Origin of the sequence: Okeania sp. SIO2F5, from assembly GCF_010692685.1 — a bacterium.
GTDB classification, from domain to species: Bacteria; Cyanobacteriota; Cyanobacteriia; order Cyanobacteriales; family Microcoleaceae; genus Okeania; species Okeania hirsuta.
Map to the genome: position 1 here is coordinate 16,075 of NZ_JAAHGU010000059.1, position 24,620 is coordinate 40,694.

16 protein-coding genes are annotated in these 24,620 nt (G+C 39.3%); 12 read left to right on the forward strand and 4 right to left on the reverse strand.

The window, feature by feature from the left end:
- Positions 1 to 233 precede the first annotated feature (233 nt).
- The 5 genes from F6K27_RS18460 (at position 234) to guaD (ending at position 6,475) form a co-directional block, all read left to right on the forward strand.
- Positions 234 to 1,352 (forward strand): cupin domain-containing protein, encoded by a 1,119-nt coding sequence (locus F6K27_RS18460; protein WP_287277808.1) that lies wholly within the window; start codon positions 234 to 236, stop codon positions 1,350 to 1,352.
- Positions 1,353 to 1,464: 112 nt separating this feature from the next.
- Positions 1,465 to 2,553 carry an SGNH/GDSL hydrolase family protein gene (locus tag F6K27_RS18465; protein ID WP_287277835.1) on the forward strand — a complete coding sequence of 363 codons (1,089 nt, stop codon included), beginning with the start codon at positions 1,465 to 1,467 and terminating at the stop codon, positions 2,551 to 2,553.
- Between the two features lie 183 nt (positions 2,554 to 2,736).
- Positions 2,737 to 3,357 (forward strand): glutathione S-transferase family protein, encoded by a 621-nt coding sequence (locus F6K27_RS18470; protein ID WP_287277810.1) that lies wholly within the window; start codon positions 2,737 to 2,739, stop codon positions 3,355 to 3,357.
- 504 nt (positions 3,358 to 3,861) lie between these two features.
- Entirely contained in the window at positions 3,862 to 4,887 is a 1,026-nt protein-coding gene (locus tag F6K27_RS18475; RefSeq protein ID WP_287277811.1) for a sulfite exporter TauE/SafE family protein, read from the forward strand.
- A gap of 244 nt (positions 4,888 to 5,131) precedes the next feature.
- Positions 5,132 to 6,475, forward strand: a complete 1,344-nt coding sequence (gene guaD / locus F6K27_RS18480; protein WP_287277813.1) for a guanine deaminase — start codon at positions 5,132 to 5,134, stop codon at positions 6,473 to 6,475.
- Positions 6,476 to 7,148: 673 nt separating this feature from the next.
- Here guaD and F6K27_RS18485 read toward each other — a convergent pair.
- The gene (locus F6K27_RS18485) at positions 7,149 to 7,292 is read right to left on the reverse strand and encodes a hypothetical protein (RefSeq protein WP_161564899.1); all 144 of its coding nucleotides are present in this window, start codon (positions 7,290 to 7,292) and stop codon (positions 7,149 to 7,151) included.
- Between the two features lie 52 nt (positions 7,293 to 7,344).
- Entirely contained in the window at positions 7,345 to 8,094 is a 750-nt protein-coding gene (locus tag F6K27_RS18490) for a DUF364 domain-containing protein (protein ID WP_287277815.1), read from the reverse strand.
- Positions 8,095 to 8,622: 528 nt separating this feature from the next.
- On the opposite strand from F6K27_RS18490, the gene F6K27_RS18495 reads away from it, so the two are divergent.
- The 4 genes from F6K27_RS18495 to F6K27_RS18515 all read left to right on the forward strand — a co-directional run bounded on the left by F6K27_RS18495 (position 8,623) and on the right by F6K27_RS18515 (position 16,106).
- Positions 8,623 to 10,758, forward strand: a complete 2,136-nt coding sequence (locus tag F6K27_RS18495; protein ID WP_287277817.1) for a TIGR03032 family protein — start codon at positions 8,623 to 8,625, stop codon at positions 10,756 to 10,758.
- A gap of 184 nt (positions 10,759 to 10,942) precedes the next feature.
- On the forward strand, positions 10,943 to 12,874 hold the full coding sequence (locus tag F6K27_RS33775) for an FG-GAP-like repeat-containing protein (RefSeq protein ID WP_353736016.1): 1,932 nt from the start codon (positions 10,943 to 10,945) through the stop codon (positions 12,872 to 12,874).
- A 195-nt stretch (positions 12,875 to 13,069) separates the two neighbouring features.
- Positions 13,070 to 14,461 carry a tryptophanase gene (locus F6K27_RS18510; protein ID WP_287277822.1) on the forward strand — a complete coding sequence of 464 codons (1,392 nt, stop codon included), beginning with the start codon at positions 13,070 to 13,072 and terminating at the stop codon, positions 14,459 to 14,461.
- A gap of 61 nt (positions 14,462 to 14,522) precedes the next feature.
- Entirely contained in the window at positions 14,523 to 16,106 is a 1,584-nt protein-coding gene (locus F6K27_RS18515) for a tryptophan halogenase family protein (RefSeq protein WP_287277824.1), read from the forward strand.
- A gap of 129 nt (positions 16,107 to 16,235) precedes the next feature.
- Here the strand turns inward: F6K27_RS18515 and F6K27_RS18520 are convergent, their stop codons facing one another.
- Together F6K27_RS18520 and F6K27_RS18525 are read right to left on the reverse strand one after the other, a co-directional pair.
- The gene (locus F6K27_RS18520) at positions 16,236 to 18,470 is read right to left on the reverse strand and encodes an adenylate/guanylate cyclase domain-containing protein (RefSeq protein ID WP_287277826.1); all 2,235 of its coding nucleotides are present in this window, start codon (positions 18,468 to 18,470) and stop codon (positions 16,236 to 16,238) included.
- 148 nt (positions 18,471 to 18,618) lie between these two features.
- Entirely contained in the window at positions 18,619 to 19,353 is a 735-nt protein-coding gene (locus F6K27_RS18525; RefSeq protein ID WP_287277827.1) for a DUF928 domain-containing protein, read from the reverse strand.
- 1,384 nt (positions 19,354 to 20,737) lie between these two features.
- Between F6K27_RS18525 and F6K27_RS18530 the strand changes: the two genes are divergently transcribed.
- The 3 genes from F6K27_RS18530 to F6K27_RS18540 all read left to right on the forward strand — a co-directional run bounded on the left by F6K27_RS18530 (position 20,738) and on the right by F6K27_RS18540 (position 23,694).
- Positions 20,738 to 21,031, forward strand: coding sequence for a hypothetical protein (locus F6K27_RS18530; RefSeq protein WP_287277829.1), 294 nt, complete (start codon positions 20,738 to 20,740; stop codon positions 21,029 to 21,031).
- A 443-nt stretch (positions 21,032 to 21,474) separates the two neighbouring features.
- Entirely contained in the window at positions 21,475 to 22,770 is a 1,296-nt protein-coding gene (locus tag F6K27_RS18535; RefSeq protein WP_287277831.1) for a type IV pilus twitching motility protein PilT, read from the forward strand.
- A gap of 144 nt (positions 22,771 to 22,914) precedes the next feature.
- On the forward strand, positions 22,915 to 23,694 hold the full coding sequence (locus F6K27_RS18540; protein WP_375339693.1) for a circadian clock KaiB family protein: 780 nt from the start codon (positions 22,915 to 22,917) through the stop codon (positions 23,692 to 23,694).
- Positions 23,695 to 24,620 lie beyond the last annotated feature (926 nt).

Below are 24,620 nucleotides of genomic sequence, written 5' to 3' on the forward strand. Positions count from 1 at the left end.
ACCGTTAACGTAGCTTAGGCGAACATTACCCTAGTAATAGGAGATTTCAAATGTTAATTTGATACTTCTGAGTTGACTACTAGATGTAAAAATCAAAAGTTTAATGGTGCACTTCGGGGGATCAATTAAGTTTGTTCTCAAATTTTAGGGGAAAGTAATTTATATGCTGGTTGCTTTCCTCCCAACACTAAAACACACTTTATAGTGTGGGTCTCCAGCAACTATTTTTATTGATGAATACAAAAACTAAGTCTACCGCATTTTACCTCGCTAGCTCATTTCTATTAACTTTAGGAATCAGTTTCCCCGCACAAGCTCACGTTGGTTTACATTTCCATGACCATGAACAACAGGATTCCTCAACAGTAACATCTAGCTCGACAGAAACATCTAACTCGATTGATATCTATGATTTTTTGAATGGCCCCATTCCCACGGCTATCACTGATTATGTAGCCGGGTTAGATGATATCTCAGCGACATCTTTATTCTACCAAGATTTAGAAACTGCATGGGTTGCAGGTGGACGAATTTCCTTTGTTGAAACAGGCGAGACCACTAATGAACAATACACCCTATTAGATGTGGTTGTTGTCCCTGGTGGTGGTACTCCATTACACTTCCATGAAAATGAAGCTGAGTGGTTTTTCATGCTGGATGGTACTTTAGAGTTTCAATTAGAAGACCAAACAGCACTGACACCACCTGAAACGCTTATTTTTGGCCCCGAAAATGGCAAGCACGCCTTCCGAAATCAGACATCAGATTTGGCGAGGCTACTCATTTATTATGAACCTACAGGAGTTGAAGACTTTTTCCGGGAAGTCGGTCAGCCCGTAACAGATCCATTTAATCAACCTCCTGTAAATCCTGAAGAACTTTTGGAAGCCGCCCCAGCAAACGGGCTTATATTTCCTAGCTCACTAGAGTTTGCCGGTAATCAATTCTTCACTGAGGAAGGGTCTTCTGTCGCAACAGTAGATGTAATCCGCACTGGTGCTGTTGAGGATATTGTTGGTGGTAGCATTTTTCTAGGTACTGGAACTGAAATCCCAATTGAGTTTGGTATTGGCGAGAGTTTTCAAAGGGTAAATATTCCCCTACCTAATGACATTAACACCATTGACTTATTCTTAAAAAATCCTACGGGTGGAGCTTCTATTGGTCTGCTAGCAGACCAGGCTATTATTAGGACAAGATCAATCCCTGAGTCTTCTTTCCCTGTTGGTTTGTTAGCTTTTGGTACAATCGGTGCAGGTTTAATGCTCAAAAATCGCAAGTCAAATCAATGGAATGTAGAACGTAGTTTCATGTTTAATTCATCTAAAACAAAGTCTTCTAAAACTGTATAAACAGAAGTTTAGCGTCAGACTTTTTTAATCTCAGAAAATAAAAACTGGAGTGGAAAAAATCCTGCTCCAGGACTTAAATTGATAACTCAACTAGGACAAGGAGAAATTTTTGATGAGCATCACTATCGATCAAATCTTTGATGAAGATTTTTATCTTTCTCAATATCCAGAAGTACTTGATGCGATCGCAAATGGTACTGCCAACAGTCCCCTCGATCATTACCTAACAGTTGGTCAATATCAGGGTGATCTTCCCGGCAAACTTTTTAGCGATGTTTATGTCTTTGGAGATAGTTTTTCTGATGATGGGAATTTGTTTGAACTGACTAACGGTATTTTTCCAGAATTTCCAAATTTTGAAGGACGTTTTACCAATGGGATAATTTGGATTGAAACTTTAATCCCTGAGTTGGGTTTAGAGATAAATCCTGAAAATAATGTCGCCTATGGAGGTGCAACGACAGGAACCGATAATGTTCTCAATCCGAGAACAGATGTTTTACCCGATAACCTACTGCCTTTACCCGGAATCCAAACACAAATTGATGATTTTGTCGCCGAAAATCCTGTTGCCGATCCCGATGCACTTTACATGGTTTGGGGAGGAGGTAATGATTATGTAGGTTTAAGTCTAACGGAAGTTGATACACCCATTACCAACTTATTAACAACAATTGATAAGTTAGCCGATGCAGGGGCAAAAAATATTATGATACCTAATCTTTTTGATTTAGGTGCAATTCCCCTGGCTGTTAATGGTTCTCCTGAAGTTCAGCAAAGACTGGCACAAGCCACCCGAGATCATAATGCAGCGTTGCAAACAGCTTTAGAAGAAGTTGAACAAAATTCAGACATCAATATTATTCAGGTTGATATGTATTCAGCCCTGAATCAAGCTATAGAAAATCCAACTAACTTTGGGTTTTCTAATGTCACAGAGGCTTTTTTAGATACGAATGCAACCAATCCTGATGAATTTGTATTCTGGAATCCCATTCATCCTACTGTTAGTTCTCATAATTTATTTGCAAATCAGGCTCAGAAATCTCTTTCTGAGGTTTCTGAAGTGCTGAGTATTGTCGAAGCCACTCAAGAATCTCCCCGTCAATCTGTACCCGAACCTTCAATTTTTGATTCCGGATTGGTGATTGTATTGGCATTATTATTTTTGAGTCATAACTTATCAAAAAAAACAAGATAAATTATCTGGAATTAAGCTACATTTTGTAGTAAAAAAAACATTGAGAGGATAAAAAATTCAAACAAATCAAGCAAGATTTAATTATTTAAAATTTTTAATTATCAAAAAAATCAAAACAATTAAATCTTGATGGTTTCCTCTCAATTTCACTGAACATTTCACTGCCCAACCCAAGAATATTCAATGATTGAACTGTACACACATAATACCCCAAACGGTCACAAAATTTCTATTTGTTTGGAAGAACTTGAAATTCCTTACACTGTAAAGCATATAAATGTCTATGAGGGAGAACAATTCAAAGAAGAATTTGTTGCACTCAATCCTAATGCTAAAGTTCCAGTAATTGTAGATCAAGAAACTGGACAAACGATATTTGAATCCTGTGCAATTTTACTCTATCTTGCAGATAAAACTGGACGGTTAGTACCGCAATCAACTCAAGGTCGTTGGGAAGCAATTCAATGGTTGTTTTTCCAAGCGGCTTCTATTGGACCAATGTTCGGACAACGAGCGCACTTTGCCTTGTTTGCTCCTGAAAAAATCCCTTACGCAATTGAACGCTATACCAAAGAAACTGAAAGGCTGTATGGTGTCCTTGAACAACGTTTGAAGCAGCAAAAATATCTCTGCGGTGATGAATACTCTATTGTAGATATTGCCCATTGGGGTTGGGTTTATACTGCTAAACGTATGGGATTTGGCTTCGATCAGTTTTCCTGCTTAATCGCATGGCACGATCAAATTGCAGAACGTCCTGCGGTTCAGAAAGGAATTCAAGTTCCTGGACCTCTTCCTTTCTAAGTTCATCACAATAGATAGAGATGTCTGGTGCTATTTCAACAGAAATATTATGCATTATGTAATTTTCTGATTCCAGACATCTCTGGAGATGTCTATTGAAAAACACTATTCATCAAATATCAACAACCCATCACTTTTTGAGGATAAACTGATTTGCAAAATTTTTACAACTGATAAAACTCAACTCACGAGTTGTTTTTTTTGACTGTTTTTTAAATCAGTAATAAAATATGAGGATTTTTAATCCCTGTTATATCATGTTCGGATGATTAGTTATAAAAACTTCTTCACTTCAAACTTTGCTCTCTTCCTTCTGCCTTCTGCCTTCTGCCCTCTGCCTTTCCTCTGCCAAAGTATAAGTATTTAACCTAGGATGATATTATATCAATTTGTTTACTAATAATCAACTTAAGGGATATTAATTATATTTGATCAAAGCCGCAATCAAAAAGCTAATTTTCTCAGCTTTTTGATCAAAAAATAATCTTCAATAGTTTAAAGTTTATGTATTCATTATTTCAGTTTATTTTATCCCAACGTTCCATTCGTTATAGTCTATTGTGTGTACTCACAGTTTGGACAAGCTGGCTGATTATTCTTGAACCTAGTCGAGCTATTTATAACCTGATTGAACATTGGGAATTTGCCTTCACAATGGTCTTTGGTTCCATGATTGCAGGAGCGACAAGTATGGGAGGAGGCGCAGTTGCTTTTCCAGCTTTAACAAAGTGGCTTCACGTCTCTCCCCCTGATGCAAAACTCTTTTCTTTAGCCATTCAAAGTATTGGCATGAGTGCCGCATCTTTTACGATTGTGGCTATGAAAACTCAAGTAGAATGGAAGTTAATTCGTTGGGTGAGTTTAGGGGGAATTCCAGGTATTTTTATGGGAACAGCTTTTCTGGCTCCTTTACTTCCTCCCGAAGTCATAAAAATTTCATTTACAATGATGGTGAGCAGTTTTGCTCTCATTTTAATTCACTTAAATTTAACTAATACTGAACGAAAATTTACGATTGAACACTGGGGTAAACGAGAAAAAATTTTATCTCTAGTCGTCGGATTAATGGGGGGTATGATTAGTGGGTTAGTTGGGAGTGGAATGGATGTTTTTGCCTACTCTGTAATGGTGTTACTGTTTGGCTTGTGTGAGAAAGTTAGCACTCCAACGTCAGTGATTTTGATGGCAATTAATGCCGTCACAGGCTTTTTAATTCATAACTTTATCCTGGGGGATTTTGTTACTCCCGTCAGTAATTATTGGTTAGCGGCGGTTCCGGTTGTGGTAGTTGGTGCGCCAACAGGAGCAATTCTTTGTAGTCTGATGGAACGTCAAATTGTGGTTTGGATTTTGATTAGTTTAATTGGAATTGAATTGTTGACTTCTTTATTGTTGATTCCGCTCACAACATCCGTAGTTTCGGCTGGATTGTTTGCCCTGATTTTATTTACTTCATTTTATTATCTCATGTATCGCACAAAACTAAGATGCTCTTCTCAAGGGGTGACAAGCATTTCAAAACTATTGTGAGATAAAGGATCAACCCACATTCCGCACCACAAAATGTAGTATAGGAGAAGGAGTCAGGAGACAGAAGACAGAATTTTAGAAGAAAATCATAGCTGCCGTGAAGGCTAAAACCTTTATCTGTAAAAACTTTGAGATTTAATCAGCAAGCTCTAACTAAACCCTTTTTCCTTCTTCCTTGCAAACTTAACTCAAGCTTATCAACCCATTTTCTTCATATATACTCTTACCAAAATATCAGATAAAAATGAATCAAAATATTAACATCTCAGTCATCAGGGGTTCATTCCTAGATTTTGTTGCAGATCCGTTTTACTATCCAGAATTAGAAACCGTTCGTTATATTCATGATGGTTTAATGATTATCTCCGGAGGCATAATTCAAGAACTAGGAAACTACGACAAATTAAAGCCTAAATATCCTGAAATTTCTATTACTTCTTATCCAGGAATGCTAATTTTACCAGGATTTATCGATCTTCATATCCATTATCCCCAAACAGAAATAATTGCCTCCTCTAGTAAACAACTTTTGGAATGGTTAGATAAATACACTTTCCCAGCAGAAGGAAAATTTCAAGATAAAACCTACGCTCAACAAATAGCATCCTTTTTTCTCGACCAACTACTAAAAAATGCCACGACAAGTGCTTTAGTTTTAACCACAATTTATCCTCAGTCAGTTGATGCCTTATTTGAAGTAGCAGAACTACGAAATATGCGGATAATTGCTGGTAAAATGCTCATGGATCGGAATGCTCCAGATTATTTGTTGGATACTCCAGAAACTAGCTACGAAGATAGCAAAAGTTTGATTAAAAAATGGCATGGTAAAGGCAGACTTCTATACGCTATTACTCCGAGATTTGCCATTACTTCTACCCCCGAACAACTACATCTAGCTGGAGTTCTCAAACAAGAATTTCCAGATGTTTATGTACATACACATTTATCTGAACAAAAATCTGAAACTGAGAAAGTTGCCCAACTTTTTCCTAATAGTAAAGACTACTTAGATGTTTATGAAAAGTTTGGTTTAGTTAGTAATAAATCAATTTTTGCCCACGGTATTTATCTCAGTGATTCTGAATTTAATCGACTCTCACAAGCAGGTTCAACTATTGCATTTTGTCCGACTTCAAATCTATTTTTAGGCAGTGGTTTATTCCAACTACACACAGCAAAATCTCAACAAACTCCAGTGAAAGTTGGTTTTGGTACAGATGTGGGAGGTGGCACTAGCTTTTCAATATTTCAAACTATGAACGATGCTTATAAAATCTCTCAATTACAGGGACAAAATTTATCTTCTTTAAAAGCTTTTTATCTGGCTACTTTAGGAGGAGCAAAATCTCTATCCCTAGAACAGAAAATTGGCAATTTTGATGTAGGGAAAGAAGCAGATTTAGTTGTGCTAGATACCAGAGTAACTCCGTTGTTAAAGTTGCGGAATTCTCGAAATAATTCCGACTCATTAACTGACATTATTGATGAATTATTTACCCTGATTATTTTGGGAGATGAACGAGTAGTTCAAGCTACTTATTTAGCAGGAAATTTAGTTTATGAACCTAATATTATGTCCATTTAATTAGGGGTTGCTGATTAACTATAAAAGCATTGGCATATAAAGGTTTCAGCCTTCTTATATCATGTCCGGTTAAACAGTGATAAATAAATAACTACGGAGTCCTCAGGAGTCAACCCACCCCTAACCCCTCCCAGGAGGGGAAGGACCGAGTCAGGAGGAAAGAGGTAATAAAGAAGAACAACAGGAGAAGAAGGAGAAAGTTTTTTTATAACTAATTATCCGGACATGATATTAGGTTGAAAAAAAGTGCCAGCTTTTCGGTCAAGAAACCTCATGCATATTAGCATTTTGTGCAGACAAGGTCAGAAAAATTAAGGGATAATTCTTCCAACTACATCCTCTGTAATTCTCATTTATCCTGACTATTGACTCCTGATTCCTGACTTGGTCCTCCTGACTCCTACCCTCACCCATAAGACTTTTTCAGCAAACCCTAATTAGTTATAATAAAGCTCTTATAGTGTTTTTATTTGAACTGGGTAGTTCTACTCGCGTAATGGTGAAGATATATATTTTTGGTGTTGGTGAAGCGCGTGTATGATATTAATCGCGCATTACTTAGGAGTCAGGAGGGAAGAAAGAAGAAGTAAAGAGGAACAGAAGGAGAATGTTTTTTGTTTGCTGGCGCACAAAGCACGTTAACGCAGAGCGCGGAACGGAGTTCTATCCCTAATTATCTGGACATGATATCATACCTCAAATCACCAACGCCATATTTTTTAATTTCTTCCCACACTCCCCATCTCCCCACACTCCCCACGCTCTCTCTACCATTACTATGCACCACTACCTTGAACTGTTCCCTCTCTTGATCCACCTTCCCTTGCGTCTGCTACCGACGGGGGGTCGCACCGCTGTTGCCTCCTATACTACAACTTTAATACATGATATTGCACGCCTGTTTCAAAAATTCTTACCCCACCCCCTTCCGCAACAGTTTGTCTTAAAACTTCAGCATTACTAACAGTAACTCCTGCCAAATAATTAATCCCAAATTCCTTTAAATCTGCTAACCAAGGCATAGTCGGACCCATCAAAACTAACTGAGAATTTTTTGCCAACTCCACTAACCGAGGAAAGGTCTTATTAGCAATAGAAGTCGCTGTCAAAAACACCCATTCCGCCTCCGGTAATAAATATTCTGATGCAGTGTCGGGAAGATCATCTGCTCCCGGTTGCCGTTCGATGACAGTTATTTCCATCTCATTCTCATAACGAGACAACCGAGGATACCTACCAATAATAACAACTTTTTTTCCCCGAATCATTGGTAGAAAATATTCAAATACTGCCAAATTTCCTGGTCCGTATGGAGATAAGGGTTCCGCTTGAGTCGGAAGTCGAGATTGCCCATTTATCTCAGCATTAATAGCTGCCATTCCCACAGTTGCCTCAAAGCTATTCCAAGAGCGTAACCAGGATGCCAACTCTTTCACAGGTTTATTTACGAGAGTTCCCGACCAAGGTAATGTGCGAGTAACTGTACCCGGACTCATACATAAACCAATACTTTCGGTTTCACACAGAGTCCAGGTTAAACCGATTAATATTTCTTTGATCGGAGTATTAGTGTTCCCATAGTCTAACAACAAATCGTATATTTCTTTTGGATGCACCATAGTTATTTCAGTTATTAGTTATCAGTTCAGTAGGTTGGGTTGAGGAACGTTTGCGCAGCATTTCCAACGGAAAAACCCAACAACAATCTTTTTCCTGTACGGAAGTTGCATACAACGTCCCTTGCTTAATTTGAGAATTGAGAATTACCTCTGCTTAAATTTTAGTCGGTCTAGTAGGTTGGGTTGTTTGCGTTAGCATTGCGAAGCATGGCACCGTTTGCGGAGCATTTCCAACGGAAAAACCCAACAACAATCTTTCTCCGGTAACCAAGTTGCATACAACCTCCCTACCTCTGCTTCATCAAAAGGATACAAGAATAAATCAACTATTAAATTTTTTTAAAGTTTATTCCTTAATAGTAATTTTAGTTTATACATTTTCCCACTTCACAAAATCTTCAGAGAAATTACCTAAGAGAAATTAACCATAATCTTTACCAAAACTTCATATAAATCCAGTATTTTTCGACTATAATTACTCGTCTAGACAATATTTGAGGTTGGACTACTAACTAGCTGATAACTGAAATGACCCCTAAACCCCTGGAAATTACTTGCTCTCGTCATTTTCTCTCTTGGTTACAAGACCAGCAGATAAGTTTGGCATTCACCACCTATCAAACTAATCGCCTGTTCCTCATTGGTCTCAAACCTAATGGCCAACTTTCCAGTTTCGAGCGACTATTTGACAGAGCTATGGGGCTATGGGCGACTCCTAACCATCTTTACCTCAGTACCCGGTATCAATTCTGGCAGTTTGATAATGTCCTTCACCCTGGTCAATTGTACAAGGGATATGACCAGCTATATGTGCCCCGTATTGCCTACACCACGGGAGATTTGGATATTCATGACGTGGTGATGGGAAAATTCCCCCAGCAGAGCTTGACAAATAATTTTATTGATGTTATACCCCCCCCGCAAGTAGGGAGTGGGGGTCGAGTCATTTTTGTCAATACTTTATTTAGCTGTCTGGCCACCCTCAGTCACCAGTACAGTTTTGAATCAATCTGGCAACCACCCTTTATCTCTAAGCTGACACCAGAAGACCGCTGTCACCTCAACGGTTTGGCCATGGTGGAGGGAAAGCCCCGTTATGTTACCGCTGTTAGTCGTTCCGATGTCACCGGAGGCTGGCGAGAAAGACGGCAAGATGGGGGCGTGGTTATGGATATTGAGGCTAATGAGATTATCGCTTCAGGGTTCTCAATGCCTCATTCTCCTCGCTTCTACCAAGGAAAGCTGTGGTTGCTCAATTCTGGTACAGGGGAATTTGGTTATCTGGACTTACCAACAGGACAATTTCAGCCTGTTGCTTTTTGTCCTGGGTATATGCGGGGTTTGGCTTTTTGGCGTAACTATGCTGTTGTGGGGCTATCTAAACCACGCGATCGCTCTTTTTCTGGTTTGGCCCTTGATGAACGGTTAGCTGCAAAGGATACTAAGGCCCGTTGTGGCTTGATGGTGATTGATTTGACTACTGGGAGTATTGCCCACTGGCTGGAGTTGGAAGGGGTTGTCACCGAACTCTATGACGTACAGGTTTTGCCGGGAGTGCGACGACCAATGGCTCTGGGTTTCAAGAGTGATGAAATTTCTCGTTTGGTTACTTGTGCTGGTTTCTCTAGTTTCCAAGGAGAGTTGAGTGAAAGTCAAGAGTCAGAAGGTGCAGGGCAATCTCCCCCTACTGCTTTCGTCAGGGGGGGAATGGGAGATGAGAGGCAGAACACAGAAGAGAAAAATCAAGATTCAAAAGGTGAAACTGCCCAAGCAAAAGTTAAATACCAAGTGGTAGGAAACCTGAATGCAGCTAATACCTTACAATACGATGCTTTAACTTTTCCTAGCATCAAGAAACGCTGGCAGACTTTCCAGCAAAAAGGATTACTGGTAGGAATTTCTGCCTCTGTTGCAGGAGAAATGGTGGGATTAGCGATCGCCGAAATTACACCAACCCAAGAAAATACTCCCCAAGCAGAGGTACTGTCTCTGTTTGTTTTACCAGAATACCGCCATCAGGGAATTGGCACCACCTTGGTTAAATACCTGGAAACAGCCCTCGCTGCCCAGAAATGTCCCCAAGTCATAGTGAAATATCAAGCCACTGAACTGACTGCATCTGCCCTAGAACCCTTACTTAAACAAAGGCAGTGGCAGCCTCCCGAAGCTACTTTCTGGCTGGCGAAAATGTCAATGGAGAAAATAGCTCAAGCTCCCTGGCTATATAAACACATACTACCGGATTCTTTCACGATGTTTCCTTGGAGTGAATTAACCGATGCTGAAAAACAGCAAATTCAACAGACACTAGACTATCCAACTTCCCTGAGTCCCTTTGAGGACGATTCCCGGTTGGAACCCTTGAACAGCTTGGGGTTGCGCTATGGAGAGGAAGTGGTGGGTTGGATAGTCACCCATCGTGTCGCCCCCGACACAATTCGCTATTCCACAATGTTTGTGGCAAAGCGATTCCAAAAGTTAGGAAGGGGCGTTGCCCTGATTGCAGAGTCACTCAAACGGCAGATTGCCAGTCCGGTGCCTAACTGTACCTGGGCAGTGGCAATGGAAAACCAGCAAATGGCACAGTTCCAGCGCCGCCGTCTGGCACCTTACACCACTTTCATCAGCGAGTCGCGCCAATGTGGGAAGCGACTGAAAATTTAGCTGATGGTGCGACTTGTTCAGTCAAGGGAGAAATCCTTTGGGATGGCGAGAACTGGTAAGTAAACCACTAAAAGGTTTGAGAAGCACTTAAAATCCTTACCAGATGAAAATTACCCGAGTTTTGGCTAAGTAATATCTACCAAAACTTCTGGTTAACTAATCATTAATTGGAGAAAGATTAATCATGGCTACTTTTGCAGAACGAACTGGCACAGCAAACCCCTTGAATGGTGTGAATGTGGGAATTGCCAGTCACCCCACCTTTGCCGATATTGACGGTGATGGGGATTTGGATGCTTTCATTGGGGATCGGTATGGCAACATCAACTACTTTGAAAATGATGGTTCCGGCAACTTCACTGAAGTAACAGGCAGCGGTAACCCCTTCGATGGGGTGGATGTGGTATTCGATGCTGCCCCCACCTTTGCTGACATTGATGGTGATGGAGATTTGGATGCCTTCATTGGGAGCAAAAATGACTTTATCAAATACTTTGAGAATGATGGTTCCGGCAATTTCACTGAAGTAACAGGCAGCGGTAACCCCTTCGACGGGGTGGATGTGGTATTCGATGCTGCCCCCACCTTTGCTGACATTGATGGTGATGGGGATTTGGATGCCTTCATTGGGGGAGACTACGGCAACATCAACTACTTTGAGAATGATGGTTCCGGCAATTTCACTGAAGTAACAGGCAGCGGTAAGCCCTTCGACGGGGTGGATGTGGGAAGAGATGCTGCCCCCACCTTTGCTGACGTTGACGGTGATGAGGATTTGGATGCCTTCATTGGAGATGGCGATGGCCAAATTAACTACTTTGAGAATGATGGTTCGGGTAGCTTCAGCCAAGTCACGGGTAGTGGCAACCCCTTCGATGGTGTGGATGTGGGTAATGCTAGTGACCCCACCTTTGCCGACATTGACGGTGATGGGGATTTCGATGCCTTCATTGGGGAAGGCGACGGCACAATCAACTACTTTGAGAACATCACCCCTACCAACAATCCCCCTGTTGCCGTTGACGACACTGCGTCCACTGATGAAGACAGCCTCTTCAGTGGCAACGTCCTCACCAACGATACTGACCCCGAAAATGACACCTTAACCGTGACTGAAGTTAATGGTGAAGCTGCAGATGTGGGAACTGAACTCACCCTAACTTCTGGCGCATTGTTAACAGTTAACAGCGATGGTACATTCGACTACGATCCTAATGGTCAATTTGAGAGTCTAGGTGCTGGAGAAAGTACAACCGAGACTTTCACCTATACCATTGATGACGGCAACGGTGAAACCGATACAGCAACTGCCACTGTGACGATTGATGGTGTCAACGATGGACCCATATTAGCCCAAGAGATTGATGACCAAATCATCTCTACTAACGAGAACTTATCCTTTGATACCAGTGTCTACTTCAGTGATGTTGATACCAACGACACCCTCACCTATTCCGCTTCTAACTTACCAAGCGGGTTTAGTATTGATGCTAATACTGGAATTATCACTGGTAGCAGTAGTTCTGCTAGCATCACTCCCATAACAGTAACAGCGGATGATGGCAACGGTGGTACAATCAGTGATACCTTTGAGTTAATTCTAGCTAACAATCAAGGTACTCCTAACCCCGATGTGATTTTCATGGATATGGTCAGTGGTAATCGCATCAATGCTAAAGCCAGTGATGACGTAATCTTTGGCAGCTCTGCTAACGAGAAATTAGGTGGTTCCTTTGGCGATGACGAAATTGATGGTGATGGTGGACGTGATATCCTCACAGGTGGTTTTGGCGACGACACCCTCACAGGTGGAGATGGTGACGATAAGCTATTCGGTGGTTTTGGCAAGGACGTACTTCGCGGTGGCTTAGGTGAAGATACTATAGTTGGAGGATTTGGTCAAGATACCATAGTCATCGCTAGTGGAGAAGGTATGGATACGATCCGATTTTTCCAACATGGAGTTGATAAGATTGGATTAGCAGATGGTTTAACGTACAACGACTTATCCTTCTCTGGCAACAATATTATCGAGACTTCGACTAATGAAGTTTTGGCGAAGTTGCCCTGGTTTAATACCGCTCATCTCGACAGTTCAGATTTTATCGCAGTTTAAGTTGAGTTGAAATATTAATTCCTGTGGGTCTCTTCCTGCCTGTTAGTGCCTATTCCACAAAACTATTAAAAACGGGCAAGATGCCCATTCAACTGTAATTTTAGTGATCAGATCAAATCCTGATAGTTACCGAAAATTAAGGTATAAAGCCTTCTATTTCAAGAGAAAAAAGAAAAAGCTCACGAGGAAAAAAATATGGCAGTTCACCTTCCAGAACCATTTAAAATCAAGATGGTTGAACCAATTAAATTACTAGATCGTCAGGCTCGTGAAGCGGCCATCCGCAGATCTGGTTACAATATGTTTGGCCTGCATTCGGAAGAAATCTTTATTGACTTGCTTACTGACTCTGGTACCAGTGCTATGAGCCAAAATCAGTGGGCTGCAATGATGAAGGGCGATGAAGCTTATGCAGGGGCTAAATCTTATTTTCACCTGAAAGAGGTGATTGATGAAATTTTTGGGTTTCCTTATTTTGTCCCTACCCATCAAGGAAGAGCAGCCGAAAATATTTTAGCTACTTGTGCGATCGCACCTGGTGATTACATTCCCTCAAATACGCACTTTGATACCACTGATGCCAATATCCGTGCCAAGGGGGGGTATCCTGTCAACTGCATCATTGAAGAAGCATATCAGACCAATATTTTTCACCCGTTTAAGGGAAATATGGATTTGTCAAAGTTGCAAGACTTTATTGAAAAAGTTGGGGCCCAAAAGATTCCTTTTGGGATGATTACCATTACCAATAATGCTGGAGGTGGTCAACCAGTTTCTTTGGAAAATTTGCGAGGGGTATCTAAAATATACAAAAAGTTTGACATCCCTTTCTTTATAGATGGTTGTCGATTTGCTGAAAATGCTTATTTCATTAAGTTACGAGAGTCAGGTTATAATGATAAAACTATCTTAGAAATTTGTCAAGAAATTTTTTCCCTCGCTGATGGCACAATTGTTAGTGCGAAGAAAGACGGTTTGGTTAATATTGGTGGTTTCTTAGCCATGAGGGATCGAGAACTATTTGAGAAAGTCAGTAATGAACTAATCCTGCGCGAAGGATTTACTACCTATGGTGGTTTAGCAGGGCGGGATTTAGAGGCGATCGCAGTTGGGTTGCTTGAAGTTCTCCAAGAAGATTATCTTGCCTATCGTTTAGGACAAACAACCTATCTGGCAGATCGTTTACAAGAACTAGGAATTCCAATTATCACTCCTCCAGGAGCTCACGCTTTGTATGTAAATGCTGGTTTACTCTTACCTCATATTCCCCCGATAGAGTTTCCAGGTCAAGCCTTAGCAGTAGAGCTTTATTTAGAAGGAGGAATACGCACAGGAGAAATTGGCTCTTTTGGTTTTGCTCATCCCCATCCTGAGACTGGTGAAATAGTTCATCCTCCATTTGAGTTAGTTCGTCTGGCAATTCCTCGACGAGTTTACACTCAAAGTCATCTGGATTATGTGGCTGAGATGTTAGCCCAAGCAATACAAAAGCGAGAACAAATTTCAGGTTATCGAATAGTTGATGCGCCGAAGTTATTACGCCATTTTACCGGGAAACTAGAACCTATTCTTTCTCCTCGGAATTAAATCCTTGAGATTTTCAACTTTCAACTCATTCAATTTACAATTTCAATTTACCGTTATTGTTATGTTACAACAACAAACACATTCTTACCCTGAAAATATTCGCAATGTCTTAATTGTAGGAGGAGGAACCGCAGGCTGGATGACAGCGGCTTATCTCAATAAAGCGTTTGGACCTCAAGTCAAAGTAACACTGATGGAAACTCCTAGTGTTCCACGAATCGGGGTAGGAGAAGCAACCGTTCCGAACCTTCAACGAGCGTTCTGGGATTTTCTAGGAATTCCCGAACAAGAATGGATGAAGCACGTTAACGGAGCATACAAAACATCAATTCGTTTCGTAAATTGGCGCAAGTGTAAACCAGGTGAGAAGTCTAATTATTTCTATCATCCCTTTGGAATTTTGCCTAATATTAATGGGATTCTTTTAACTCACTATTGGTATCATCAAACAAAGGGTTCTACTCCTATTGAGTATTCTTGTTTTCGCGAGCCTCCTCTCCTAGATGCGAACAAGGCTCCAGTTTTTATGGATGGTACTTCAGCAGTTCCCCATGCGTGGCACTTTGATGCCAATCTCGTGGTCAAATTTCTCTCCGAATGGGCACAAGAACGGGGTGTTGAATTAATGTTAGATTCCTTAAAAGATACGACACTCGACGAGCAAGGTAATATAACATCTATCCATACCAAAAATGGTCGGACGGTAGAGGCCGATCTATTTATTGACTGTACTGGATTCCGTGGCTTGTTGATTAATAAAGTTTTGGGTGAACCGTTTATTGACATGAGCGATTACTTGCTCTGCGATCGGGCGGTATCGGCGATAGTTGCCCACGAGGATGAAAAATATGGCATTGAACCTTTTACGAGTTCTTTCGCACAAGAGGCGGGTTGGATTTGGAAAACTCCATTAATGGGACGTTTTGGGTCTGGCTATGTTTATTCTAGTAAGTTTATCAGTGAGGATGAAGCCGCCACAAAATTCTCTAAGTTCTGGAATCTTGATGAATCGAAAACAGAGCTGAGACGCATTCAATTTAAAACAGGTCGAAATCGCCGATCTTGGGTCAAAAACTGTGTTAGTATCGGACTGTCTTCTTGTTTCTTGGAACCTTTAGAATCCACTGGTATTTATTTTATCACTGGTGCGATTTATCAGTTGGCAAAGTATTTTCCGACTCGGCAAATTGAACCCGCTTTACGAGATCGGTTTAATCGCGAAATTGAGTATATGTATGATGACTGTCGAGACTTCATTCAAGCTCATTACTTCACTACAACAAGGGACGATAGTCCTTTTTGGCTTGCCAACAAGCATGAACTAACTGTCAGCGAATCGATTAAAGAAAAGATTGCTCTCTATAAAGCAGGACTCCCAGTTAGTCCATTGCCTTCAAATGAAGATAATTATTATGGCAGCTTAGATAATGAGTTTCATAACTTTTGGACTGATGGCAGTTATTACTGTGTCCTATCTGGTTTAGGCTGTCTTCCCGAACAATCTCATACCCAGATGCACTACCATCCTGATCGGGTTGAAAAGTCATTAGAAATTTTCAAGCAGATTAAACAACAACAGCAAGAACTCCTAGAGCATTTGCCGAATCATTACGACTATCTGCGACAACTTCATCACGTTACTTGAAAGCTAGTAAAGCTAGACATTTGCCATCTAGTCCAGTAGGGTGCGTTACAGCGGTTTTCATTTCAGTAGACCACAGTAGGGGTGATTCGCCTTTGCGGAGCATTCCGGAACGGAAATCGCCCCTACTCCCTAATTTAACAAAGATTTATACAAAGATTCTAATTTAGCAGAAACATCTGGAGGTTTAGCCGTAAAACGAATATAAAAATTACCATTTTCTCCTGATTTCTCTAAAACTTTGCCATAAACATCCTCACTTTCTTTTCCATCCCAGATAAAATTAAGCTTAATATTAATCAAAGCTGGTGGAAGATGATCTCGTGTTTGCACAACCTGAATTTCTGCTTCTTTTTCTGATAATTTGATTAAGCTTCCTTTTTGCAAACAATCACCGACATTTTTGCCATCTAATACTACATAATTTAGAGATATTGTTTCTGTGAGTGGGAGATAATGTTCTTCTTCTTTTGTCAAAAATAAATTATATTTACCATCAATACCAGCAACATCATAAATAGTAATTGGTTTTTTAACTCCTTTCGGCATTACTTCTTTTTCATCATTAATTTTAATTATCGGTCCCACTTCTTTTAAAGTTGTCTCAGAAATTAAAATTTGACCACCTGTAGTATAAGATTCAATCCGATAAGTTAAATTTACCTGACTGCCTACCACACCATATTTTGTCCGTTTATCAGAGCCAATATTACCAACAACAACTTCTCCAGTATTAATACCAATTCCCATTTCTAATGGCGGTAAACCCCATTCTTTCATCTGTTTATTCACAGGTTCCATTGCTAATTGCATATCAATAGCACAAGCAACAGCTCTTACCGGGTCATCTTCTCTAGTTATAGGGGCACCGAATAAAACCAAAATTCCATCCCCCATAAACTCATCAATAGTTCCCTGATACTTAGTAATTACATCTGCCATATATCCCAGATAAAAGTTAAGAATTTTCACAACTTCTTCTGGTGTTATACGTTCTGATGTGGCAGTAAATCCTCTTAAATCGGAAGTTAAAATTGTGATGTTTCGGCGTTCACCTCCTAGCTTTAATCCTCCTGGACTTTCTAATAAAGTAGCCACTACTTCATCAGTTAAATAACGACCAAAAGTTTTGCGAATATCTTGTGCAGTACGAGCAATATAAGTTGTAATTGTAACTGCTGATCCAGTCAGACCTAAAAACGCAGGAATTACTGGCAACCACCAATTCCATACAAAAGCAGTATAGGTGCTAGCGAATAAGACTATACCTGAAGCGAACATTGTCAAGACTTTCCAAATAGAAAAATAGCTAACACCACCAGCAGTACGCCATTTCCAGGTTGTAGCTGCTCCCACCAAAGACCAGAATAAAATCCACGCCCACTCAAGAGGTTCCCCCCAAATATGAATCAGAGAACGACCATCCATAGCAGAACTAATTAGTTGACTGATTAGATTAGCATGAACTTCTACCCCGCTCATGGGTTCTAGAGTTTTAATTAAGTTACTACTGTAGGGAGTAGAAAATAAATCATTAAAGCCTTCACTGACTGCTCCAATCAAGATGATGCGATCGCGACCCCAATCAGCAGGCACTCTGTCTTCAAGAATATCCATCATGGAAACAATCTCAAAGTAACGACTCGGACCCCGGTAGTTTAAAAGCATTAGATAACCACCTGCATCTGCTCTAATATAACCACCATCATTGGCTTCAAATGGCTCTATTATTGTCTTTCCTAGCAGAAATTTGTCACCATCAATTTTCTCTAGACTAATATCAAGAGTATCTAAATAACGCAAAGCAATATGAGAAGCAAAACTCCAGACATTTTCTCCGTTTTGTAGCGTGATATATAAATAGCCTCGTCGAATTTTTTTATCTGGGTCTACCTTTACATCATTAGCACCTGCTTGATGATTAGTTTCCAGAGCTGGTGGTGCTTCTAATACGTCATTTTGCCTTTCCCCCACTACTTTTTTAATTCCTACCAAATTGGAGGTAGACTGGAATACTTTCACTAAGTCCTGATGGCCAGGTTCTACAGGTAAGTCTCGATAAATGTCTAAACCAATAACTTTTGGCTCCATTGCTTTTAATTTATTCAGCAATTTAGCGTAAATAGCGTCAGGAAAAATTGGCTGCCCGACTGCTCTGACATCATCTTCATTAATACCTACAATCACAATGCGATTGTCTGGACTCTCCAAAGGCCGTAATCGCATATATTGGTCATAAGTTGCCCATTCCCAAGCTTGTAGTAAGCCAAGAAAACGTAGTATAATTACTAACCCTGTTACGGTGGGGGCGGTAATCCATACACCATACCACTGATAAAAAAAATTCTTGCATTTATTCCATAACATTGGTGTAAGCTGCTCTGTAAAAATTAAAAGTTTTTGGGGGAGGGTAAAAAAAACAGATCTATCTGCCCACCTTTACCATGAAATCAATGTGAGAGTAGTTTACCAGACTCAACTTAGTTACTGACAGCTATTTCAATGCTAACTTAATTTATTCTTCTACTTGACAGCAGGGTGCAAAGGGTTCAGAAGCAATCTCGTGTAATCCTACTGATGTGAGTAATTCTTCCCACTCTGTTGGGTAAGAATTGCGTAACTCGGCCACGGTAGCGATCGTTTCATTCCAAATCTTTGCTTTTGCATATATTTCTGCTTGTTCAAGGGGACTAGCATTTTTTAAGCTATTTTCTAAGTCTGAACTGATTTCTACTTTTTTGACAATTCCTTCAACAGATTCGTTAGCACTGTGATCCCATTCATCACAAATCATCGCAAATCTCCAAGTATATTCTTTATTAGTTGTCAAACTTACATTTTTTGGCAGTGCAAGTTTGACAATACCAGAAGTCTCGGAAATATCTAATTTAGTTAAATAGATGCTCTTACCTGATTTATCAAATACTTCAAATTCTGCTGACTTTGCTTCATGTTCGGGAACATACACGAAAAACTTGGGATGATCGGCAACTGTTGTTCCGACATTATCTCCTGGCATTAAGGCTGTCAATTTGGTTTGACCAGGAGTACAGTAGGATTCTGGAGCGCGAGTACCCCCACCTCTTGTTCTTCCTGAGCTTGCTCTTTGTGGCCCAGAAGGAAATTCTACACTAATCAACAATTCTGCGGTTGACTGTGCTTGTACTAACTGCACGCCTGAAAAAGTTACAATAATTGGGGATGTAGCTAAAGCCAAAAGTCCCCAAAACTTGATATTTTGCCTCGCCATAATCAATGATATCTCCTTTTTTTGATATTTTCACTATTTTGTATAATTTTAACATATCTCTAAATCAGTTTTTATCGATATATTAATTTACTTCATACTTTTAATTATTTATCTTTGATAGATTATTACTGATAATTAATCTGAGATGCAGTTGAATTTTTATACATGAAGTGATTAGAGGTCAGGAAAAAGAATAGAGTCAAGAAGGATAGGGCAGAATAAACTTTTTTGAAAGCTCATTAAGCGGACATGATATAACCTATTAAATATTGCTAATCAATAGAAAAAACCACAAAAAATATTTACGCTATATCTTGCAGTAGAGGAGTGAGAAGATCAAAAAATTGTTGTAATTTGTTCTTCATATACTAACTTAAAGATCGATATAGCAATCCTAAATAGGTTGCGGGTAATCAAAAAGTAAATAAAAAAACTGAAACTCTTACCTGTTCTCTGTTCCCAGTTAAGTGTTCCCTAAAAAGCAGTAAGATTTTTGACACGAATAAAATAGGATTGCTATATCAGCAACCAAAAGGAAAAAAGATTAAATTTTGATCTTGATAAAAAAGTTTATGGATAGAGGTAAAGTCCTACTAAATTTTTCCAGTAATTTCCTCTAAAAGTAACATTTTTTTGGGAAAATTCTATATTTAGCGAAATTGGATTTGTTGGATTTGATATACTAAGTAAGGGATCATCAGAAAGTAAATCTAAAATAGATCTGAGAGGATAGGCAAACTGATTAAGTATAGTCATCAAGGAAGACAAAATAGAACAACATTTAGGAAAATCTTGATTTGTTGGTGTAGCTACCATTTGAATCAGTGAACAGTTAACAATTATTTAATTAGCATTCTGGGGAGGAACTGCGGAATTTAGGTGTATGATGGAAAATGAGCAACCCGCCACAAAGGTGCAGCACGCACTTTTCAAGCAGAAACGTGGGGGTATTAACCTGTTAAAAATATTAACTGTTAACTGATGAGTGATAAATAACATCTTTAAATACTGAGTTAATTGACAATATCTCACAAAAATTTTTAACAATAGTCTGTTTTTTTAGGAGATGTATTATATAAAGTTGTTAGTGATGTATACAAAAATTGTCTACTTATCCGGCCTCTCTTTTTGAATAGTCCCAACCTGGTGAAAAGATAGTTAAGCTACTCTATATAAATACAGCTTTTTATTTGGGCAAAGTATATATTCTAGCTTAAAGGTAGCAATGCAAAGGTTATTTTCCTTAAAGTGAAAAAAGCTGTAAATACTTTTCACATATTCTCTCAAATCAGGCTAGTAATTATTACTCAAAGCCATTAATATTTTGAGTCTGTCGCTCAAACAACCTGACATTTACAGTAGCAGATTTAAGAAATGAGGTAGTATGACTATTTTATTATTAAAACAACTCGGTTTGATTTCTGTTATACCTATATTTTTAATAATATCTTTTGAGTATCCTTCTTTGTCAAAAAATTATACTCAAAATCAAAAATTATCAGATCATGAAGCAAACAATATATTAAAACTGAACAAACCTCAATCTACTAAACTTCAAAATCAACCTGCTAATAAATATCTAAAAAATAGAATAGAAGTATCTGAAAATGGATGTATAATTAAGAACTTGAGATTGAGAAATGGTATGAAGATCAAAATAAGACAAAATTGCAATTAAGTGAAATTTAAAAAAAATCAGGTTTGAAGAAGGAGTTAGGTAGGCGAGCCGTCGGATTGGTGACGTACAGGAGTCATAAAAATGTGGTCTATGGGGATTCTAACCCCAGCAACCACATTTGCACCACAGGTGATGATGGGTTATTAAACCCATAAGGGATAAAGATAAATAATACAAGTATTTTACAGCCAAAAATAAGGAATTAAATTAAATTTACCGATCATTATTGAAGTCTTAAAAAGTCAAATAATACTCTAGTAATAGCAATTTAAAAAAGTAATACTTAACAATAAATTTAAGTAGGCAATAAACCTTTTTAAGCCTAATGTTGTTGGTATCCAAAAAATAATTAAATATTTTAAATACTACCCATTTTAACTTGCCATTAGAATTAGAATATATTTGTTGACTGCAATATCCGAATTCAGCAAGGTAATGCAACTATGACACAAACACCACCACCTCGTCCCCCAGCTCCTCGTCCTCCAGGAGGCCGTGGTTTACCGCGTCCCCCAGCTCCACCTAGTCCACCAGCAGCAAGAAGACCGCCAACATCTCCTCCAACTTCTGCCGATCCTCCAGCATCATCAACACCTGTTTCTCAACAACTAATTCCTCCAACGGAAACAGCACCAGTACCTCAAATAGCAACTCCTGGTAGTCCACAACTGGGTTATGGACAAATTCCGCTGACAGATATTGTCCGGCGAGCTAATCAAGAAGGTGTTTCAGATGTTCATTTAGGGGTGAAAGAAATACCACGGTTCCGCAAACTTGGAGACCTTCTACCGCTTGAATATCCAGAAACTGACTTGAACACCTTTATGTTTTGGTTGCGAGAAATTCTTACAGATGAAGAAATTCGTGGATTCCAAGAAAATCTTGACTTTGATGGTGCTGCGGACTTAGGTTTTGTCAGGATTAGGATTAGCTTGTTTGACTCTCTTGCAGGTCCAGGGATGGTTTTACGACTGATTGGGTCTAAAATCCTAACTATGGAACAACTTAAATTGCCAGGAGTCTTTAAGAAAGTCTGCCATAACCATAAAGGGTTAATTTTGGTGACCGGACCTACCGGTTGTGGTAAGTCCACCACCATGGCGGCGATGATTGATTATATGAACAATACTTTTCCTTATCATGTCATCACTATCGAAGACCCTGTAGAATTTGTCCATGAAAGCCGAAAATGTTTGATCAAGCACCGGGAAGTAGGTAGACATACTCTAAAATTCTTCAATGCTCTTAAAGGTGCTCTCCGTCAAGACCCTGACTTAATGTTAGTAGGGGAAATTCGAGATAAGGAAACGGTGGGAATTGCAATTAAAGCTGCTTCTACAGGACATTTGGTGATGGGAACATTGCACACCAACAGTGCCATCAAGACTCTGACTCGTATTTTGGATATGTTTTCTGCTGAGGAGCAACCAGCGATTAAATTAGCTCTTTCAGAAATTCTGGTAGCAATTATTGCTCAGTTGTTGTGCAAAACTACTGATGGTAAGCGGGCAGCTTTCCATGACATTTTGATTAATACTGATGTAATTAAGGAATATATTATTAAAGACCAGTATGAAGACATTAACCAAATTATGCTCAAAGATACTTATGAAGGTATGATTACTATGAATAGGTCTTTGTTTGAGCTTTACCAAGAAGGTCGAATTACAGAAGAAACAGCAATAGATCAATCTCCTTACCCAAATGAAATGGCTATGATGTTACGAGGTAGAATTTAAAAAGATTGTGAAGTTTTAAATTTTAAGTTCTCAGGATGAACTAGAGTATAAGTTAAGGGTACAGTTTTAAGTTAAGCTAATGCCTTAAGCAGTTGAGTTTAATGGAAAAACTCAAAAGTCTGTAGTCGATCCTAATTGATTTTCTTGAAACCAGATCCAGCAAAATTCCCCCTGTTGTTCAAGGGTATTGCCTTGTTTACACCTGGGGGGGATTTAATTTATTGTATAGACCCAAGTAAACAAAATCGATGGCATCTACACCTCTGTGTAGAGCTACAAGAAATATTGGGGTTATCAGAACCACCTCATTTCTTAATACCAGGATACACTGCAACTATTGATAAATGGCTAGACCATAGTACTCAAGAAGTCCAAGTTTCTGCTGAAGCTTATGCTCCAGTCTTAAGATATCAGATATTACTTAATGCCATTTTTAAGACTGATGACTTGATTTGGCAACCTGCTCCTTGGTCAGAGGAATTTTGTAATCCAATGGTAATTGCTAGTTATTACGACCAGTTTTCTCAACTCTGGGAAAATCATGACCTTGTTGTACATCTTGAGCAGCAAGAGGTTAATCTGGATTCAACTCCAGAGAAATTTTTGACCTCCAGTCTCGACCTACAACTAGAAAAACCAAAAGTTCAAGGGTCTGTTCTTCGCTTATTTGTATCGGGTAACAATATTGGCACTGAGCGGACTCTCAAGAGTCTGCACCAAATATTAGAAAAGTCTCTTTCTCATCCTTATACTTTAAAGGTAATAGATGTGTTGCAAAATCCGGAACAAGCTGAAGCAGATCAAATTACTGCTACTCCTACCCTGATTAGGGTTTGGCCTCTACCTGTGCGGAGAATTGTTGGGGAATTTAATGATGTGGAAAAAATTATTAAGTTGTTGGAAGGTGTTAATTCTAGATTTTAAATGTTAGATTTTTTTAGCGTTTGGTAGTAAAACTTTTCAAATTTATAGTGCTACGCGCTAGGGAATAGGGAACAAGGAATAGCAAACTGTCAAAGGGTTTTAGCATTGAAAAATGTCCTAACCAATTCTTGTAGTGCTATAGTATGAAACAACCTATGACATTCCAGCAGCTAAGATGAATTTTTTAGTTGCTGGTAATGCTTGTATACTAACAATTAACTAACTACGGCTTGCTGATTAAATCTAAAAGCATTGACATATAAAGACAAGTGCCTTTTTGGGGTCGAAAAAAGTGTCTGGTTTTCAGCTCTTCATACTCATGCATGGAGCGTATTTTAGGCTCATAGTTGGGCAGAAAAATCATTCTTACAATTGTTATATCATGTCCGCTTAATTAGTGATAATACAGTTTTTAGGTTGTAGGTTGTAGGCGTTATATAGAATCCGGTTATATAGTATATGTTTATAACTATACTTAAAGCCTTCAATCTCCCCTACTCCCCTACTCCTCTACTCCCCCGAACTATATAATAAGTGTTCAACCGGATTTGATATTACTCCTACCTTCTCGCTCCCGATCCATTTCTCCCCTCCTGGGAGGGGGAGGGGCGAGGGGTGGGTTGTCTCCTACCTCTACTACAAGACTTTTGAGCGCAAACCCTAACTAGGTAAACAGACATCAGGAGCGCACAAACCAGGAAAATTTACGGTTGTGACTGGCTTTGTTGCACAAAAGATGATGTTTAGGGTAAAAATAAAGAAGTCAAGATGGTACACGAAACTACACTCAGCAGATATGAGTAAGAGTAAGTCTAAATCCAACTCCAAGTCCTTGTATCGACTCAAAAACTGGTCTGAGTATGATGCCTCCTTAAAGCAGCGAGGGAGTCTCACTTTTTGGCTGACTCCAGAGGCCATGGAGCAGT

Coding starts and splice junctions, on each gene's coding strand:
- F6K27_RS18460 (WP_287277808.1), top strand. CDS start 234: ATGAATACAAAAACTAAGTCTACCGCATTTTACCTCGCTAGCTCATTT.
- F6K27_RS18465 (WP_287277835.1), top strand. CDS start 1,465: ATGAGCATCACTATCGATCAAATCTTTGATGAAGATTTTTATCTTTCT.
- F6K27_RS18470 (WP_287277810.1), top strand. CDS start 2,737: ATGATTGAACTGTACACACATAATACCCCAAACGGTCACAAAATTTCT.
- F6K27_RS18475 (WP_287277811.1), top strand. CDS start 3,862: ATGTATTCATTATTTCAGTTTATTTTATCCCAACGTTCCATTCGTTAT.
- guaD (WP_287277813.1), top strand. CDS start 5,132: ATGAATCAAAATATTAACATCTCAGTCATCAGGGGTTCATTCCTAGAT.
- F6K27_RS18490 (WP_287277815.1), bottom strand. CDS start 8,094: ATGGTGCATCCAAAAGAAATATACGATTTGTTGTTAGACTATGGGAAC.
- F6K27_RS18495 (WP_287277817.1), top strand. CDS start 8,623: ATGACCCCTAAACCCCTGGAAATTACTTGCTCTCGTCATTTTCTCTCT.
- F6K27_RS33775 (WP_353736016.1), top strand. CDS start 10,943: ATGGCTACTTTTGCAGAACGAACTGGCACAGCAAACCCCTTGAATGGT.
- F6K27_RS18510 (WP_287277822.1), top strand. CDS start 13,070: ATGGCAGTTCACCTTCCAGAACCATTTAAAATCAAGATGGTTGAACCA.
- F6K27_RS18515 (WP_287277824.1), top strand. CDS start 14,523: ATGTTACAACAACAAACACATTCTTACCCTGAAAATATTCGCAATGTC.
- F6K27_RS18520 (WP_287277826.1), bottom strand. CDS start 18,470: ATGTTATGGAATAAATGCAAGAATTTTTTTTATCAGTGGTATGGTGTA.
- F6K27_RS18525 (WP_287277827.1), bottom strand. CDS start 19,353: ATGGCGAGGCAAAATATCAAGTTTTGGGGACTTTTGGCTTTAGCTACA.
- F6K27_RS18530 (WP_287277829.1), top strand. CDS start 20,738: ATGACTATTTTATTATTAAAACAACTCGGTTTGATTTCTGTTATACCT.
- F6K27_RS18535 (WP_287277831.1), top strand. CDS start 21,475: ATGACACAAACACCACCACCTCGTCCCCCAGCTCCTCGTCCTCCAGGA.